Origin of the sequence: Pseudoalteromonas sp. OF5H-5 (genome assembly GCF_021530695.1) — a bacterium.
Taxonomy (GTDB): Bacteria; Pseudomonadota; Gammaproteobacteria; order Enterobacterales; family Alteromonadaceae; genus Pseudoalteromonas.
Window position 1 is genome coordinate 67,946 of the sequence record NZ_JAKGBF010000019.1, and the last position, 17,039, is coordinate 84,984.

16 protein-coding genes and 2 pseudogenes are annotated in these 17,039 nt (G+C 43.7%); 9 read left to right on the forward strand and 9 right to left on the reverse strand.

The features are described from left to right. The first annotated feature begins 183 nt into the window (after positions 1 to 183). Positions 184 to 1,533: an MFS transporter gene (locus L1271_RS21170; protein WP_235368728.1), complete on the forward strand. Its 1,350-nt coding sequence runs from the start codon at positions 184 to 186 to the stop codon at positions 1,531 to 1,533. On the opposite strand, the gene L1271_RS21175 is transcribed toward L1271_RS21170, so the two are convergent. Next, a complete protein-coding gene (locus tag L1271_RS21175; protein WP_235368729.1) occupies positions 1,514 to 2,419 on the reverse strand; it encodes a LysR family transcriptional regulator in 906 nt (301 codons plus the stop codon). The genes L1271_RS21170 and L1271_RS21175 overlap by 20 nt on opposite strands. A gap of 91 nt (positions 2,420 to 2,510) precedes the next feature. Here L1271_RS21175 and L1271_RS21180 point away from each other — a divergent pair, with 91 nt between their 5' ends. Together L1271_RS21180 and L1271_RS21185 are read left to right on the forward strand one after the other, a co-directional pair. Beyond that, the gene (locus tag L1271_RS21180) at positions 2,511 to 3,281 is read left to right on the forward strand and encodes an NAD(P)H-dependent oxidoreductase (protein WP_010607837.1); all 771 of its coding nucleotides are present in this window, start codon (positions 2,511 to 2,513) and stop codon (positions 3,279 to 3,281) included. A gap of 37 nt (positions 3,282 to 3,318) precedes the next feature. Beyond that, entirely contained in the window at positions 3,319 to 4,278 is a 960-nt protein-coding gene (locus L1271_RS21185; RefSeq protein ID WP_235368730.1) for a hypothetical protein, read from the forward strand. 7 nt (positions 4,279 to 4,285) lie between these two features. Here the strand turns inward: L1271_RS21185 and L1271_RS21190 are convergent. Both L1271_RS21190 and L1271_RS21195 read right to left on the reverse strand, forming a co-directional pair. Then, positions 4,286 to 4,564 (reverse strand): annotated as a pseudogene (locus L1271_RS21190) (helix-turn-helix domain-containing protein); the annotation flags it as partial. Positions 4,565 to 4,588: 24 nt separating this feature from the next. Beyond that, on the reverse strand, positions 4,589 to 5,518 hold the full coding sequence (locus L1271_RS21195) for an AraC family transcriptional regulator (RefSeq protein WP_235368732.1): 930 nt from the start codon (positions 5,516 to 5,518) through the stop codon (positions 4,589 to 4,591). Positions 5,519 to 5,568: 50 nt separating this feature from the next. Between L1271_RS21195 and L1271_RS21200 the strand changes: the two genes are divergently transcribed. The 3 genes from L1271_RS21200 (at position 5,569) to L1271_RS21210 (ending at position 8,299) form a co-directional block, all read left to right on the forward strand. After that, the gene (locus L1271_RS21200) at positions 5,569 to 6,402 is read left to right on the forward strand and encodes a DUF2306 domain-containing protein (protein WP_235368733.1); all 834 of its coding nucleotides are present in this window, start codon (positions 5,569 to 5,571) and stop codon (positions 6,400 to 6,402) included. Between the two features lie 30 nt (positions 6,403 to 6,432). Next, on the forward strand, positions 6,433 to 7,002 hold the full coding sequence (locus L1271_RS21205; protein WP_095727337.1) for a hypothetical protein: 570 nt from the start codon (positions 6,433 to 6,435) through the stop codon (positions 7,000 to 7,002). Between the two features lie 121 nt (positions 7,003 to 7,123). Further along, complete coding sequence (locus L1271_RS21210) at positions 7,124 to 8,299, forward strand: alpha/beta hydrolase (protein WP_235368734.1); 1,176 nt, start codon at positions 7,124 to 7,126, stop codon at positions 8,297 to 8,299. Here L1271_RS21210 and L1271_RS21215 read toward each other — a convergent pair. Next, positions 8,291 to 9,157 (reverse strand): alpha/beta hydrolase, encoded by an 867-nt coding sequence (locus tag L1271_RS21215; protein WP_235368735.1) that lies wholly within the window; start codon positions 9,155 to 9,157, stop codon positions 8,291 to 8,293. The genes L1271_RS21210 and L1271_RS21215 overlap by 9 nt on opposite strands. A 406-nt stretch (positions 9,158 to 9,563) precedes the next feature. Here L1271_RS21215 and L1271_RS21220 point away from each other — a divergent pair, with 406 nt between their 5' ends. Beyond that, positions 9,564 to 10,304, forward strand: a complete 741-nt coding sequence (locus L1271_RS21220; protein WP_235368736.1) for a VWA domain-containing protein — start codon at positions 9,564 to 9,566, stop codon at positions 10,302 to 10,304. 194 nt (positions 10,305 to 10,498) lie between these two features. Continuing rightward, positions 10,499 to 12,274, forward strand: coding sequence for a sulfatase-like hydrolase/transferase (locus L1271_RS21225; protein WP_235368737.1), 1,776 nt, complete (start codon positions 10,499 to 10,501; stop codon positions 12,272 to 12,274). A gap of 54 nt (positions 12,275 to 12,328) precedes the next feature. Here L1271_RS21225 and L1271_RS21230 read toward each other — a convergent pair whose 3' ends face one another. From L1271_RS21230 to L1271_RS21250, 5 genes are all read right to left on the reverse strand, one after another. Further along, positions 12,329 to 13,231, reverse strand: coding sequence for a DUF808 domain-containing protein (locus L1271_RS21230; protein WP_174170766.1), 903 nt, complete (start codon positions 13,229 to 13,231; stop codon positions 12,329 to 12,331). A gap of 410 nt (positions 13,232 to 13,641) precedes the next feature. Continuing rightward, a complete protein-coding gene (locus L1271_RS21235; protein ID WP_235368738.1) occupies positions 13,642 to 14,577 on the reverse strand; it encodes an endonuclease/exonuclease/phosphatase family protein in 936 nt (311 codons plus the stop codon). 12 nt (positions 14,578 to 14,589) lie between these two features. Next, a complete protein-coding gene (locus tag L1271_RS21240) occupies positions 14,590 to 15,228 on the reverse strand; it encodes a DUF1826 domain-containing protein (RefSeq protein ID WP_235368739.1) in 639 nt (212 codons plus the stop codon). A 23-nt stretch (positions 15,229 to 15,251) separates the two neighbouring features. Continuing rightward, positions 15,252 to 15,629: a MerC domain-containing protein gene (locus L1271_RS21245; protein ID WP_235368740.1), complete on the reverse strand. Its 378-nt coding sequence runs from the start codon at positions 15,627 to 15,629 to the stop codon at positions 15,252 to 15,254. 310 nt (positions 15,630 to 15,939) lie between these two features. Beyond that, positions 15,940 to 16,125, reverse strand: coding sequence for a hypothetical protein (locus tag L1271_RS21250; RefSeq protein ID WP_029215937.1), 186 nt, complete (start codon positions 16,123 to 16,125; stop codon positions 15,940 to 15,942). Between the two features lie 451 nt (positions 16,126 to 16,576). Here L1271_RS21250 and L1271_RS21255 point away from each other — a divergent pair. Beyond that, positions 16,577 to 17,039 (forward strand): annotated as a pseudogene (locus L1271_RS21255) (transposase); the annotation flags it as partial.

Here is a 17,039-nt window from a genome sequence, read left to right on the forward strand (position 1 = left end):
TAAAGAAGGCTCACTCTCGTTATTCAACGCCTTATCAGATCCCCCCAGCCACAAGCTGAAAACCTGAACAAAAATGTACTAGGTAGAACCTAAGCCAAACACCAAAGATTGCTTGGAAATAAACTATTTGTCCCCTACTATTATAGCGTTACACGCAAATCCATAATGAGTCCCAAGGTCGATATGAAATCTTTTCCATCGCTTTATTTAACAAATCTATTCTTAGTCGGTGGGACAGGCCTGCTGACTACTTACTTAGCGCTTTATTTAGGCCAGCACGGCGTCAGTACGTTTTGGATTGGCTTGCTTACCTCGTTTTATTACTTAGGTTTGTTGCTCGGTGCCAAATTAGGCTATCACCTGATCAAATCAGTTGGACATATTCGCGCGTTTGCGGCAAGCACAGCGGCAGTGACAGCCTGCGTAGCAATACATGGGGTGAGTGACAATATCTATCTTTGGCTTGGACTACGACTTGTGGTGGGTCTTGGCATGATGTGTAACTTTATGGTGCTCGAAAGCTGGCTAAATGAACAAGCAGCGCCTGAGCAGCGGGGACGAGTATTTTCTTTTTACATGCTCACCTCCTACCTCGGTATGGTAACAGGGCAATTTGCGCTTTCTAATTTTCCTGAGCTTGGCTATGCGCCGCTGTTTTTAATTGTTGCTGCCTTATCCTTTGGAATTATCCCTATTTCAACGACGAGGCGGATCCACCCTAAGCCACTTAAGCCTATTCAAGTAAGTCTGTTTACCTACTTCAAAAAAGTGCCTCAGTCTCTCACTGCGGTCTGTTTTGCCGGAGTGATTAATGGTAGTTTTTATGGCCTTGCCCCGACTTTTGCCAGCCAGTCAGGATTTAATGCCGAAGAAATTGCTATGTATATGTCGGTAACGATTTTTGCAGGTTTGCTTGCGCAGTGGCCAATGGGCATTATCTCTGACCGAGTTCGCAGAAGTATCTTACTGCGCAGTAACGCTGTTTTTATCGGTTTGATTTCTCTTTGTATATTTTTGCTTCCACTGAGTCCAAGCTACAGTCTCTGGCTGACTTTTGGCTTTGGGTTATTCGCATTTACCATGTATCCACTTTCTTCGGCACTAGCAAACTCCCGCGTTGATGATGAAGACCGTGTTGGCGTTTCTTCTGCACTGTTGGTGGCATTTGGCGGAGGTGCCTGTGTTGGCTCGGCCGCTATTGCACAGATCATGTCCCATTTTGGTCATCAAGCCCTATATGCTTCGTTAAGCGCACTAACCGTTGTCATGTTCTTACTGCTCCACTTTATCAACGCCAGACAAAAAGCTGAGCAACCAGAGCCTAGCGACTATGTTGCTGCGACTTCTGATATTACCAGCTCACCGCTCGCAGCCACCATGGACCCGCGTATCGAAGAAAAAACAGCACACGAACAGCTGCTTGTCGTTGACGAAGACACGCCTCGCGATAACGACGATGAACTCGACGACAATGAGCAAAATAGTGAGCCAACCGAGGAGCTGGACGAAATAACTAACAAACCTCAGCCATAGTCTGACTGATAAACGCTCGTAACCAACGAAGTGCAGGATATTGATGCTGTACTTCGTGCCACACCATAGCGACGTCAAAAGCACAGTCAGGTATCGGATTTTCAACGAGGGTAAAATCTGCTTCGAGTTTTGATGCCTGACGAGCCGGAATCAGTGCAACCAACTCGGTATTTCTCACCAGTTCCGGCACCAATAAAAATGAGGGCACTGACGTCATTACCTGCCTCGATACACCATATTGCTGCAAGATTGAATCAACGAATGTTGAGGTGCTATTTCCTTCAAAAGACACCACAATATGCTCAAGCTTTACATAATCTGCGATTGTCATTTCTGGCGTTAGCTGTGGATGGTGTTTTCTGCCAATCAAGACATACTTCTCTTGATATAAGGTTTTAAATCTTAACGAATCAGGCCCACATTCCGGCGACATTAATGCCAAATCGAGTTCTGAGTGTTGTAGCTGGGCTGCAAGTGTTGCTATTGTTAAGTGGCAAAGCACGACCTTGATATTGGGCGCAGCTATTTTTAAACGCCGTATCACCTCTGTCATCACCACCAGCTGTAAATAGTCGGTACATGCCACTTTAAAGGTTAAATTGGCCGTTTCAGGGATAAAGTCTTGATGCTCTACTAACACGTTACTTACAAGCTTCATCGCAGCGCGAAGTTCCGGCAGCAAAGCAAGCGCTTTGGCAGTTGGTAGCATGCCTTTATGAATAGGGACTAATAACTGATCATCAAATAGCCCGCGCAGCCGACTTAGCTGAGTGCTTACTGCTGGCTGGCTGAGGTTCAGCCTATCTGCCGCTTTGGTCACATTGCACTCTTCCAGTAGCACCACCAAAGTCTGAAGCAGGTTTAAGTCCACCTTTTTGCTATCCATTTAATTTATACCTAGGGTAAAAATATTCAATTTCATTTATAGCAAGATTACAGAGATAGTAACAACTCCTATTCGTTACAGAGCACTTATCATGACCAAATCCGCACTAGTGGTATCGGCACATCCAGAGCCGACTTCCTTAACCCAGACACTCGCCAAAACAAGTGTCGAAACCTTAACGCGCATGGGCTTGCAAGTTCAAACTTCAGATCTATACCAAATGGACTGGAAGGCTGTGGTTGACGCAACCGACTTCCCGCAAGATGACTCTCAAGCACCACTTGCGATTATTGCAGCGTCTGGCAAGGCATATCACTCAAACACCCTAACCGAAGACGTTATTCAAGAGCAGCAAAAATTGCTGGCTGCCGACTTGGTTATTTTTCATTTTCCGCTTTGGTGGTACAGCGTGCCTGCCATACTTAAAGGCTGGTTCGATAGAGTCTATGCCTATGGCTTTGCTTACGGTTATCAAAACAAAGGGAACCAATTGCGCTACGGCGAGGGAGTTTTACAGGGAAAACGAGCGTTAATTTGTGTAACCACAGGTGGTGGATATAAGGATTACTCTCCTTTAGGGATAAACGGCACAATGGACGAATTACTATTTCCGATCACGCACGGGACTTTGTTTTTCCCAGGTATGGACGTTCTACAAAACCATGTTATTTTCGACGCAAAAGGCGAGCCTAATCAACGTATAGCTGATGAAATCGCTAATTGGTCAGAGCGCTTAACACACGTATTTAGTGAACAGCCAATCCCCTATCGAAAGCAAAATAGTGGCGATTACATCAACGGCCAAGTACTAAAAGCCGAAGTCGCCATGGGAAAATCGGGTATTGCTGCACATATTGCTTAATCAAGGTGTTATCAGCTATGTTTATAGGATGTAGCTGATGATTGATGAGTATTGTGATTTGCAAAACACTTGGATTGCCTTTTGTGGCGTTATGCTGCTCACGGCTTGTACCATAGCCAATAGCTGTGAGCTTGCTGTGCTTGATGGTAGTGTCGTGCTCAATTCCTCAAAGATACAGCCTAAATGTCGTTTTAAACAAGATCAAACCGGCCTGTTGTCTGCTGTGGCTAAGTTCACCTCCGCGCTAACTCATCAAACGCCAAATTCTAAAATAAAGCCGCTATCACAGGAGCAAGCTCAGCAATCATGCAACATCGACGCTACACAAGGCAGTTTGACTTGTACATTTAATGGTAAAAGCGACCACTTCACGCTGACTAACACCGTTAAACAGGGGAAAATCGCATCAATAAACTGGCAAGATGATGAATATGTTTACCTTGGCTGGATGACCAACACTGAGGTATTAATGGGCTATATTGCGTTTGGCGCGTTTAACAAGCACAGCGATCCCTTTTTCATTCCCGCCTCCCAGTTCTGCCAATATGGTCTAAGCCCGCATATTATCGACCTTGGTAAGGGCGACTTATTGTGCCAAAACCACGAGGGGCTTTGGTCTCATAGCCGTTTACTGCCCCTACCACAGCCCTGCCAACAACCACAACAAATGATCCAAGATAAAGGTGGGATTTGGGCGCTGGAGTTTATTGAAAGTAGCTATCAATGGCGGATCTGCAGATACAACGATAACGCAGGTAGCCTGTTAGCTGCATACGAATACAGCATAGACTTAAAAGCAACGCTGGCTCGGTATGACTTACAGCCCAGTGATTACACCCAACTTACTTTTTTATCCAATGCCGATACTAACGCTATCGCGAATGCGGTGGAAATAGATAACGTCTTTCCGGTCAGTGATATTACGCCTGAGCTTGACCCACAGACGATAGAGCTGCCTATTCAGCAGCTACAATACAAACTGACTAAGCTAGATTAATCGCCACTTACTCTTGTGCTTCACGTAGCACTTGCGTTTGGCTATTTTGCTTTCTAAATTGATTTGGCGTGGTTCCCGTAGCGATTTTAAATGCTCTAGTAAATGGTCCAACCGACGCAAAACCACTTTCCAGTCCAACGACAAGTACTGGCCAATGCTGTTTAGCGGGGTCTTGTAACAGCACTTTGGCATGCTCAACCCGCAACTCATTGACCAATTGGCTGAAATTTCGCGCTTGCAGGTTTTGTCGTATCACTCGGCTTATCTTGTATTCAGGTTCATTAAATTGCTGAGCTAAGTCAGCGACTTTTCACCCTTCTTTGAGGAAACCTTTTTGCTCGATAAGAAAGTGTTCCACCTGTTGCTGGAGCGCAATATCATCCTCGGTTTGTGTTGGCTCGTTTGATTCAACGCACCTAACAGATGTAATTGTACGTTGAGATGAAAATCGCCAATACAGTAACACTTGCGCCGTCAATATGATGAGGATAGCTGCGCTTGTCACTGCCCATTCTTGAACCTCACGATTATCGGCAAAGCGATTTTCGACTAATTTGGTGCCTGCGACGCAAATAAAATAAGCGGATAAGAATAGCACCCTTTGTGCTTTTTCCTGCCCTTGAGACTGCGAGAACCCTCGGCACCCTTCCCAAAATGCCAGCATGAGTACACTAGATGACAACAACAAAGTAAGCTCATACGCCGCAATGTTAAGCCACTCAACTAATCCGCTAGCAGCCATGTGTAATTGACTATCGATAAACAAATAGCCTTGCCGCCACACGACTAAGGCAGCAATGGCGATTGCAAACACAATATGCCTTTTTAAAATGGCATGTTTTTCTCTAAATAATGCCCTTGCAAGCAACCAAAACCCATTACAGGTCACACAAGCGCCCATGCCAATTAAATACTGATATCCATTTAAGGAGTCCTGCGTCAGCTTTTTGGTGGTGGCCAAAGCTATTGAGCCGCACACCAAAGCAAAGAGTAAATGTGCTGCTTTTTTCTCTTTTACAAAAAGCTGAGCAACAACCAAAGTGCAACATAGGCTAAGCAAAAGTAGGTAATAGTTTTCAATAGTCATGGCGATTGAAGGAATATTGATAGACGCAGAAACTCTAACAGCCACACCAAAAGCATTCAAATTAACTTTGTAAGTAAACTTAACACCAGCATTTTTAAAATTCGGCCTACTTTCTTTGCTTTGATTTTCAAAATCAAAGCGACGAGATAGCAAAACCTTGTCATTTTATATACCAAGTTTATTGATTTATAAGGATAAGTATTTTGTCTTCCCTCAATCTGACCAAAACAACAGGGGTTTTCTTTAGTCCCTTTAGCGTATTGAATGGTGCCGCAAAGAGCTGGGTGTGTGTCGCACTGCTCGGGCAATGGATGTTTGCTGTTTATATCTTAGGCCTATATGCCATCCCGCTTATCGTGGGACTCACAGAGCAAAGTGCAGCGGTTTCACCGGCGAGTGGACACACAAAAGATGCCAAGGTGTTTTTTAGTCATGTTTTACCCGCTGTGATTTTGGCCACCAACGGTTTATTACAGCTTATTCCTGCGGTGCGAAAACGCTTTCCACGCTTTCATCGCTACAACGGACGCGTATTTTTTATTCTCGGTATTTCGGGCGCACTCACAGGGTTATATCTCACTTGGGTAACCGGTCTTAGGCTAAGCGATGTTGGTGCCATTGGGATAACACTCAACGGTATATTAATTCCCATTGCGATATTTTTTGCTTGGCGCGCTGCCATACAAAAAAATATCGCCGCACATCAACGTTATGCCGCACATAGTTTTTTCTTGGTTAATGGGGTGTGGACGTTTCGTCTTTATTTGTTTGGTTGGTACATGGTCAATCAAGGCTTCAATGGCAATACCGCAACCTTAGATGGCCCTGTCGATATATTTATTTCGTTTGCCTGCTATCTGCTACCAATGGTACTCGCAGAGCTCTACTTTTGGGCAAAACGCCAAACCAACGTCAGCGCACCGGTTTGGATAATCACGGTGATGATGAGCCTAGGTTTTGTGATCACCGCGATTGGTGTCTGCGCGGCCGCTGTCATGATGTGGTGGCCACGCATTTCAGCCGTCTTTTTTAGTTAAATTACAGTTTAATCAGTTAGGAGTAGAAACATGCTTTCAGTCAAAGCGAACAAAATCAACAAAGGCCTAATTACATCGGCAATCTTGCTCGTGATACTAACGCTGATGTGGCAACATTTAAATGGCGGAATAGTGAGTCACCACTTACTTCACAGAGCTGATTTTCCAGCAGTATCTAACGCATGGGGCATTATCATAATTCCCGTATTAGCTTGGCTTACTGCACTGCGGCTACATAAAGCAATTGGCACAGAGCGCATTAAAAAAACAGCACCCGTGGTTATTCCTACTGAGTTTTTGGTCGCATTCTTTGTGATGTTACTCTTTAGCTTGTTGCAATCAGCCCTTTGGGAGTTCGGTTATCAAAGCCTCACCATGTATACAGCCTTAGGACTTTTGATAGCTGGATTATTTTATCCAATCTACCGCGCAGAATGCATATTGGGACACGTGGTCGGTGCTAGTTTTACCTTTGGTTATGCTATTCCACTAGTTGGCATTTTAGTGATGGCAATCGTTTCAGTGTTTTCTCTTTTTTGCTTAAAACCTATCTTTTCTAAATTACTTAAGAAGACACAAACACCAATGAGAATGGAGTAATAGTGACCTTAGAAGGCTCAAGACAACACAAATAATTCCTAGGCGCTGCTATATAACTCGTTCCTTGTCGTTTTGACTCGTGTTAAATTAGTGATGATTTTTAAGCAAGGAACGAGCGGTTATGCAAGCTAGGTTAGTTACTCACATTGTTATCGTGGCTATTTTTACGTTGCTGTCAATTGGTAGCGCTATTGCTAATAAATCAGTAGATTCGAACTCGACACTGCAGCTTTCGTCCGCTTATTTTTCGCAAAAAAGAACGGTTCATATCGTCCTGCCACCAAGCTATGAGCAAGGCAATACAGGCTATCCAGTGTTATATCTAACTGATGGCCAGAGCAATCTTGAACATACCGCTTCAGCGGCTCGCTTCTTGGCACAACAACATAAAATACCGGAACTTATCATTGTTGCCATCGAAACCAACGAACACCGCACTCGAGATCTGACCCCGTCTTATCGCAAAGGTAGCCTTGCGGTACTGGGACATTTTGCAGGTCCAACACGGCAGCAAAATCCGGGCGGTGCAGAAATGCTACTGCAATTTATCGACAAAGAACTCATCCCTTACGTAGACAAGCATTATCGCACATCAGGCTATCGCGCGTTAGCAGGACACTCATTCGGTGGGCTGTTTGCAACCTATGCGCTACTTGAAAAACCCGATTTATTTAATGGTGTGATGTTGGCAAGTCCAAGCCTTTGGTGGGATAAAGAGCGATTATTAAATGACTTACTGGCAAAAGCGTTAATCAACAAGTGTATCTACATCAGCATGGCTGACGAAAGCGCAATCATAACGCAGCCATTTCAACGTCTTAATGATGCTTGGCGAAAGCCAAATGGAATTGACTTCAAAGCGCAGCACTTTAGCGGCGAATCCCATATGAGCGTCGTCTACCCAAGCTATTATCATGGTCTGCAGCACCTCTTTAACCATTATCAGCCATCCTTGAAGGTAGCGGCCGCGGGTGTCACTCAGCTGGAAAATCATGTTGCCATCGCTAAATCGCTTTACGGACTCAAGACTTACCCCTACGACGCACTGACTTCGCTCGGGTATGGCGCCCTATTCGAACGTAACTTCACTGCGGCCATCAACCTGTTCAGCTTTGTGAGCCAGCACAACTCAGCGTCCCTCAATGCACTGCAGCAATTGGCCATGGCTTATCAGCAAAAAGGAGATAAGCCATCACTATTAAAGACCTACCAAGCCATGCTTAAGCTTGAAGGGCTAAGTGAAAGTGAACAAAAACATTTGCTCTCTGAAATCAAAGCATTGCAACACTTACATTAACTGATTTTTTCTAAAGTGATGATACTCACTCAAGGCAAGTGGCACGGAAACCACTGGATTTTGTGAATGCCCCGCGCCCTCGCTAATGCTGTGTCCCCAACGCACATTGGCAGGCGCATGCTGTTCAAGTGCCTCTAATAAACCGCGAAATGACCCCGTAATGATGTCATTCTCAGCACCGCCTATGGAGAGGTAAATATACTTAGGTTTGCCTTGAATATTGGCTAGGCTTTTTGCGAATTCTTTTACGACAACCGAGTCGTCATACCACGCAGCAGGACTAAAAGCAAAGTAGCCATCAAAAAGCGCAGGTTTAGTCACCATGGTATAAAGTACAAAACTTCCACCAGCAGAGAACCCACTTAACACACGGTTGTCGTTAATTGAGTAGTTAGCTTCTAAATAGGGTAACAGCTCGCTTTCAACAAATTGCAAAAAACGATCTGCACGACCAAAAATGGCAGGATCATTGTCACTCTCTGGACGAGCCTCAATCGCAACATCTTGTCGAGCATAAGGCGGTACTAAGTCGCGGTTGCGGGTCTCAGTCCAAAATTGATTGGGAATAGACACTAAAATGGCATCTTCTACCCTACCTTGTTCGGCAAGGCTGCTTAGTACCTCATCCCACCGCGCGAGATTAAAGTTGCCGTCGGTGCGAATAATGAGTGGATAACTATGTGCCTTGTCATATCCTTTTGGGAGGCGAATAAAGACCTTTCGATCTTCATTAAGCACTTGTGAAGACAACACTACATCAACATAATCTGAAGTGTAATGAGACTGGTACTGGGTAAACTTCCAACCAGCAGCGACGATTGCAATTAAACCTAAAAGAGAAAATAGATATCGCTTCATAAAACTTCCTGTCATTGTTTTTATTATTTCGTACTTTTGAATACAGTTTACTTCATCCTACTGTATATTTTTTAGAAACTAAATCGCAACCGCTATAATATCAAGCAGCTAAACATAACATACTGAAAACACTGAAACTTACTTCACAATTCAATGTAACATTATGTTTTAAAAATAAATTATCGCTGTAATGTGGTGTAATGGATAAAATCAGAATCTACCCTACCCTTACGCTGCGCAACAAATTTGCAACCAACTAGGTTCATTTTATTTACTTGCGCAAATCATGTATCTGCATCAGCAGTACAGCCAGATACTTCTTACACCATTTGAACAATATCTTGTCGCAGCCTTGAGGTTTTCCGATTAGATAATGCAAATGGTATCTTTTGACATGGAGTTCACAATGATGAAAATCTTAGTATCTGCCATTGCATTGGCAACCACAATGTCGAGTTTCAATTCGCTCGCTGCGCCTGAATCTTATGGCGTGCTTTTTTTAGACCGCAGTAGTTCAATGAACACGTTGCGCCCAGATGGACAAAGCCGATGTTCATTCTCAAAGCAACAGGCAGTGCAAAAAGTATCAAAGTTCTTTCTAGATGCCACAATTAATGGCCAACAGTTAAATGTGAAAACGTTTGCTAGTGGCGGTCAAATTCAATCTCTAACTAACGGGTTTGTCGGTTTCAATGCGGCAATGATGGCACTCTATCAACTAGATCCAGAAGGGTGCTCGGGGCTAACTGCACTTGCACAAGCTATGTGTGATGGCGCTGATGAGTTAAGAGCAAATTACTCAACGGAAGCCGCTAATGGCGCACTGCTAAGAGTGTATGGTTCTACTGATGGCGGCGAAAATGACAGTCCAGTCTCTAGCTGTGGCGGCTCAAATTGGCAAACGAGCGTAACCTCTAGATACCTGTTTGAGCTACCACCAGTGCAATTCAATGCCACAATCTATACAGGCACAGTGCAAAATATTCTGGCTAATAAAGATAAGATGTATGTATTAGATGTTTCATCTGCATCTCAGTCGGTATCTAGTACCCCTACATTTCAGTTTCTTAAACAGCTGAGTATTGACACCGGCGGTACTTACGAAGAGATCAGCGACTCAGATGGCGGCGACCCAGGCGATTGGTAACTCACCAAATACCAAAGCATATATAAAGGCCGATAAGGCCTTTTTTCTATTCGCCGTTGAGAAAATACAGAATGTTGTTTTTACACATTATTTAAAATAAAAAACAATTAAATTACATAAAACGCAAATACCTAAGGATCTTCAACTACACTCTCCGTGGGCATTTGCCCTGTGCAAGTTAAAAGGAGATTGTAATGAAGATTAATGGCAAACAACCGAATTTTCTAATCATTACCACAGATGAAGAGCGTTTCCCTCCGCCTTACGAAAATTCACAAGCAAAAGAGTATCGACTCAAGCACAGTGCGTGCATGGCAGAAATGCGCCGCTGTGGCATGGAATTCATGAATCATAATGCAGCAGCGACGGCATGCGCACCAAGTAGAACATCCATTTACACGGGACAATATCCATCCCTACACGGCGTGAGCCAAACTCCAGGAATTGGCAAGTCGTCATTTGATCAAAACATGTTCTGGCTGACTCCCAATACTGTGCCAACCATGGGCTCTTGGTTTCGCGAAGCGGGTTATCAAACCTATTATCGTGGTAAATGGCACCTCTCCGATGAGGATATTATCGTGCCGGGAAGTCAGCAAGCGCTGTATAGTAACTCTGAAACTGGAGAGCCTTACCCAGCAAAACAAGCTCTCTATGAGCGCGCAGAGCGTCTAGATAAGTTTGGCTTTAGTCAATGGATAGGTCCTGAACCTCATGGCGCTGCAGAGAACAATTCAGGTACGTCTCGAGATCCGGGATTTGCCAATCAAGTTTGTGAAACCCTTAAACAACTTGAAGAAAAGGCACAAAACGGCGACCAAACACCATTTTTACTGGTTTCTTCATTCGTAAACCCTCATGACATTGTATTAATGGGACAAAAAGATTGGTTTTCCAACTTTTATGCCGAAAAAGAAGCCGGTAACCTTCCAAGTGTTGCGCCAGCCCCAAGCCAAACTGAAAGCTTAATGGACAAGCCTAGATGCCAAAAAGACTATCAGCTTATGTACCCGCATATGTATCTACCACAGCCACCAGATGAAACCTATCGACAGTTTTATTACTACCTTATCGCAGAAGTGAACAAGCATATAGAACAGGTATTTAACGCATTAAAGCAGTCATCTTTTTATGAAAATACTATTGTCATTTTTACCTCAGATCATGGTGAGCTACTGGGTGCTCACGGCGGTCTACATCAAAAATGGTACACCGCGTATCAAGAAGTATTAAACGTGCCGTTTATTATTTCTAATCCTGTGCTTTTCAATCAACCTAAGCAGCTTGATATCACCACATCACATATCGACTTACTGCCTACCCTGCTTGGTCTAGCGGATATAGATATTGAGCAAACTCGTACTCAGCTTGCTAAAGATCACAGTGAGGCACAGCCACTCGTTGGCAGAAACCTAGCCAACGTCATTTTAGGTGAAGCGTCGCCCAAAGAAGAAGCCATTTACTTTATGACCGATGACAACATCGAAGTTGGCAGTGATATGACGAATATGCTTACCGGTAAAGCTTACAATAGTATTATCCAACCGAACCATATCGAAGCTGTAATAACGCAACTACCGGATATCAGCGGTGATACGAAATGGAAGTTTGTGCGTTATTTTGATAACGCTCGATTCTATGAGCAAGACCCGAATTTAGTTGATCTTGGTGGTAACGATGAGCCTACCACGCAATCGTCTGTGAGTAATGTCATTGGCGTCAGCAACCCAGACGGAATAACAACCACTCAGTTCATTCCCAGTGAATACGAGTGTTATAACTTGAGTGAAGATCCGACGGAAGAGAACAACCTGTTAAGCCCGTTTTGCGAAACGCCATTGGATGCGCGGATTTTAAAAGCGCTGCAATTTACGCTACGGGAGCAGCGTAAAGCCAAACGTTTATTACCACAAAACCTCAATGAAGCACCGCAAAAGCCAGTCAACCAGCAAGTGCCGATTAGAAGGTAATCGAAAGGCTCTGCAAGTAGCCCTGAAATATACGGCTACTTGCGATATAGATATTTATGCTTTTTTAAACATTGCCAACAACTGACTTAACACCGCCGCAATAATGACACCAATCACTGCACCCAACCCAAGCTTGGCGATAATACTCAAAAGCCAGCTCAATGCAGGGATCAGATTTTCAATAGCGTGAACAATTTCTTCAAGTAAGTGGAACTGGTGAGCCAAAATATCAACGCCAACTAAAAGCATTGCCAGCACACCGGCGACTGACAAAAACTTCATCAGACCGTTAGCAAAATAAAGCAGCCCCTTACCCACCCCACGTTTTATCGCTGCAAGTGTAGTCTTACTTGCGTCCTTAATCATGGCTAAACCAATATCATCAAGCTTAACAATCAGGGCCACGATTCCGTAAACCCCGATTGTCAGTGCAAGCCCAATTAACGAAAGGACTATTGCTTGCTTTTCAAAAGGCTGATCAGCAATCGCCCCCAGCGCAATAATGATAATTTCCGCCGATAGAACAAAGTCGGTAACGATAGCGCCCTTGATTTTGTCTTTTTCAAACTCGACTAAGTCAACACGCTCATCCTCAAGCGCTTTGACAAACTCATCGGTTTCTTGCTGTTGTTCCCGACGGTGAAAAATAGCGTGGAGAATTTTTTCGCCACCTTCAAACAGCAAGTACAGCGCCCCCAAAATTAGCATAATGGGGATCATAAACGGCGCAAAGTAACTGCAAGCCAAAGCAGCGGGCACTAAAATAAACTTGTTTAGCAAGGAGCCTTTAAACACCTTCCATACCACTGCAAGCTCCCGATCTGGTTTGATCCCGCCCGAGAGTTGCTCTGCGTTGACGGCGAGATCGTCTCCTAACACCGGAGCGGTTTTGGTTGCGGCTAATTTTGTTAGCGCAGCGACATCATCGAGCAAGGCAAGTAAGTTTGCGGATGGCATAGCACACTCCTTTCGTTTAAGTTATTCATTAAGTGCGGTTGTCAAATAGCTGCTTATGTTAGCAACAGGCCCTAATACACAATATTTTTATCATAGGCCAAACATGATATTGCAGGCATGACCGCTTCAAGACAACTTAAATGTTGTTTTAATTCTCTCGGCTCGGTAATTTTTTATACTGGATCCAAGGGATCAAAGGCGTAGTGTCGCCCTGCTATGCCGTTAGATAAGCCTCATACCCTTTTATCCAATCACGACAACAGAAGCCGTTAGCAAAAGCAAATAAGGTCTAATTTCAACACTAAAGTTGCCATTAAAGATGCTGCTTTTTTTGTTGATTAGACCTTGATAATATTTGCACGGCAGCGGTTGGCTATATGCGCTCCCTTTTAGTACAACTAGCAACAGTCTTAACGCACGCTAATTGACACCGAAATAGCGCAGTGATCGCTGAGCATTTTCTCTTCAGACATATCCGCAAAAAAGTGTACGCTGGGGGCGAATTTTACCGTGTTTGCAAGTTTGTTGCTCAGTAATATATGGTCAATCGGCACAGGGTAACGAGGGTGACAACCTGTCAGCGTCTTAGTTGCATTTATCAAAGGTGTAGAGGCGTTATTTTGGTGCTTGGTTAACTGCTGCCAAAATTGATTGTCGCCATGGCTTAAACGATGATTAAAGTCGCCCAACACAATGGTGTTGCTATTTGCGTGTTTCTTCAACCAGGACTTGAGTACTGGTAATTGCTCTGCCAGCAATCGACAGGGTTTTTTATCCGATGTCGAGTAGTTATCAACAAAACAGCCGCTTTTAAGATGGACATTAAGCAGTGAAAGCTCACCAAACTGAGTATCTAAGGTCACAACTAGACCATGTCTTAGCCCTTCAACATCCACGCTAAGTTCGCTCACGTTATCCACTTTGCTTGAGGCAAGGCTATTTTTAATTGCAAAAGCGGTTTTCTGCTGTGTAGAGACGTTGCCACTTCCTCTACAGTCGTACGTCGCGCTATCAGCTCTACTTGAAATCAGTAATTGCCACTCACTACTTGGAAAGACCTGCTCTAATGCTTTAACCGATGCGACTTCTTGCAGCGCAATAACATCTGCATTAAGCCCTTTTGCATAATCGCGCAGTGCGCTTATCTCCTGCTCATCACGAGGCCTACACCCTGTGTTCGATGGATATGCTAAATGCTCCATGTTCCAAGTCGCGATTTTAAGCGGAGCGACGGTTGCTTGGCCACTTACCGCGGAAGTACCGATATTTGTAGGCTCTGACTGGCATCCCAAAAGCGAGAGGCTAAAAATAGCGCTAAATACAAATGCAGTTAATTTTGTTGTCATAATAAATCCAGTCTATGCGATAAAATCTAATGTCAGTAGCAATCGTTTTTCCCCTGTTACTACTGCTGGTGAGCGATGCACTAAGCCACGGCCTTCATTGCCTTCCCAACGCTCGCCTTTTAATAATGCCACATCCCCACAGGCTAGTGATATTGCGTCTGCTTCCGGGACAACAGTCAGTTTGTTGCCATCCCTTGATACATGCTGGTTTCTAAGCCACTCACTGCCAGCGCCTGCTAGTGTAGTCACCAGTCGTACAGGTACTTTATCAACATGAAATTTCGGGCACATTGCAGTCTCGAGCATTTTTAACCGTAAACCAACTATGCGAAGTTCAAATAAACAGCTAAACATATCTACTATTTCAATAATATGCGCCACCATCGCATCGCTAAAATTCATCTGCTTTAACGGATCACTAACTTCGCAAGTGATATTGCTAGTCGCAATTTGTAGCGCTAATTCTATCTCTTTTGCTGTTTCTAAGTAGTGGCCAAACTCTGCTTTCAAAGCAGGTGATAATGCATGTTGCCAAATCACAATATTGGTGTTGGACTCATAAATCTTGGTTAACACAGTTGCATGTTCTGACTGCTGATGATGCACTGAGTCCACGTCAAGCAACGGCTCTATAGGCATAAGGCTATTCATAGTAACTCCAAATAGGGTTTTATTTAGTGAAAATTGCGACGCAGCGCATAGTTTCGAAGATGAGCGTAGGTGATGAGCATAGAGCCAAGCACTGTGAACAAGGTTTCTCCGCGTTGTTCACCTAAAATAGTTGCTAGCACCAAGAATGTGCAGCCTACTAACCCCATGCCCACAACAAGACCTGACTTATGCCGCACATAGCCAAACCCAAGGGCCAAAACGCTAATAGGTATTACTGCTATTAGTAACCACTCGTGAAAAGCTTCATCAGAGAGCGCTAATAAACCCGCGAAGGGAGGAAGTACAAGTAATAAAAAAGGTAATATTAAACAGTGGACTAAGCACAACATAGATAACCCAATTGCTGCTTTGTCTCCAAGCGACTGTACTTTTACGTTCACGCTTTCTCCTTTGTCATGCTCGCCCGCAATTGATACAATATAACATACCAATCAAAAAAGAGTAAAACGTTGAAAGCCATACTACAAAAGAGTGTTCGATACAAAGCCCAACATATAAAAGTGACGTATATTTAAAGCACTCAGAGAGTCAATCTCTACTTGTCGTGATTTTTCTGTGTTGTAGCAAGTACACGCAAAGGCACTTTGGAAGGTGTTTGATAAAATAGGAATGCACTGAATTACAATTCATAAGTTTGAGATTCAGAACAAACCTATGAATTGATGAGTAATCGCCAACTATGGAGCAAGGTTACGCGTTACACCCCATAGTTTCACACTCTGGATACGCAGATGGACAATGCGTTGTCCCACAAAAATAAAAGTCTGTATAACCTCGATTATAACCACCAGCAATTTGCAAAGTGACATTTTTAACAACGTGGCTATTGTCTTTATTGAGTACTTTCATGTTCCTTTTCTTAAGGCTTAGTTTCATTTTATTTCCTTGATAATCATTGTTTAAAGTTTCCAAATCGGAAACTTACTAATGGCTATACTGGCAGCGGAGAAACAAAAAATCAATATATAAAACATTTATTAAATATATTAATAACGTGATCTCCAAGCCTAAACAATGCTGTAATGTGGCAAGCGCTAAAAGCCCCATGTATGAGCACTTTTGACTCCCTATGAATTAAATAGCTTAAATAGCTGATAGCTTAAATAGCTGACACCCATCACTAATTTGCACCTTCCTAAAATTCCGCCTAAGCTTAGCGTAAATAGCTGACACCCATCACTAATTTGCACCTTCCTAAAATTCCGCCTAAGCTTAAATTCTGCACTCAAAGAATGAATAAATAGCTGACACCCATCACTAATTTGCACCTTCCTAAAATTCCGCCTAAGCTTAAATTCTGCACTCAAAGGATTGAGGAAACCAAACTATGGCAACTGCCCGTAAAAAACAAATTAGTTTAACCGACACCAAATATTATCACTGTATCTCCCGTTGCGTGAGGCGCGCCTTTCTGTGCGGTGAAGATAAATTTACTGGCAAATCATACGAACACCGCCGTGATTGGGTTGAAGAAAAGCTCCTGATGCTGGGCTCCGTGTTTTGTATTGATATCTGTGCTTATGCCGTGATGAGTAATCACACCCACATTGTTTTATATGTTGATGATAAAAAGGCTAAGCGCCTGTCTGATGAAGCGATTGTGATACGGTGGCACAAGCTGTTTAAAGGCAACTGGATAACCCATAAGCTCGTTGAGGGTGAACCACTCAATGAATCGGAACAATTGATATTCGATGAGCATGTCGCCAAGTACAGGGAAAGGCTCGCAGATATTAGCTGGTTTATGCGAGTGCTTAACGAAGACATCGCCCGCCGAGCAAATAAAGAAG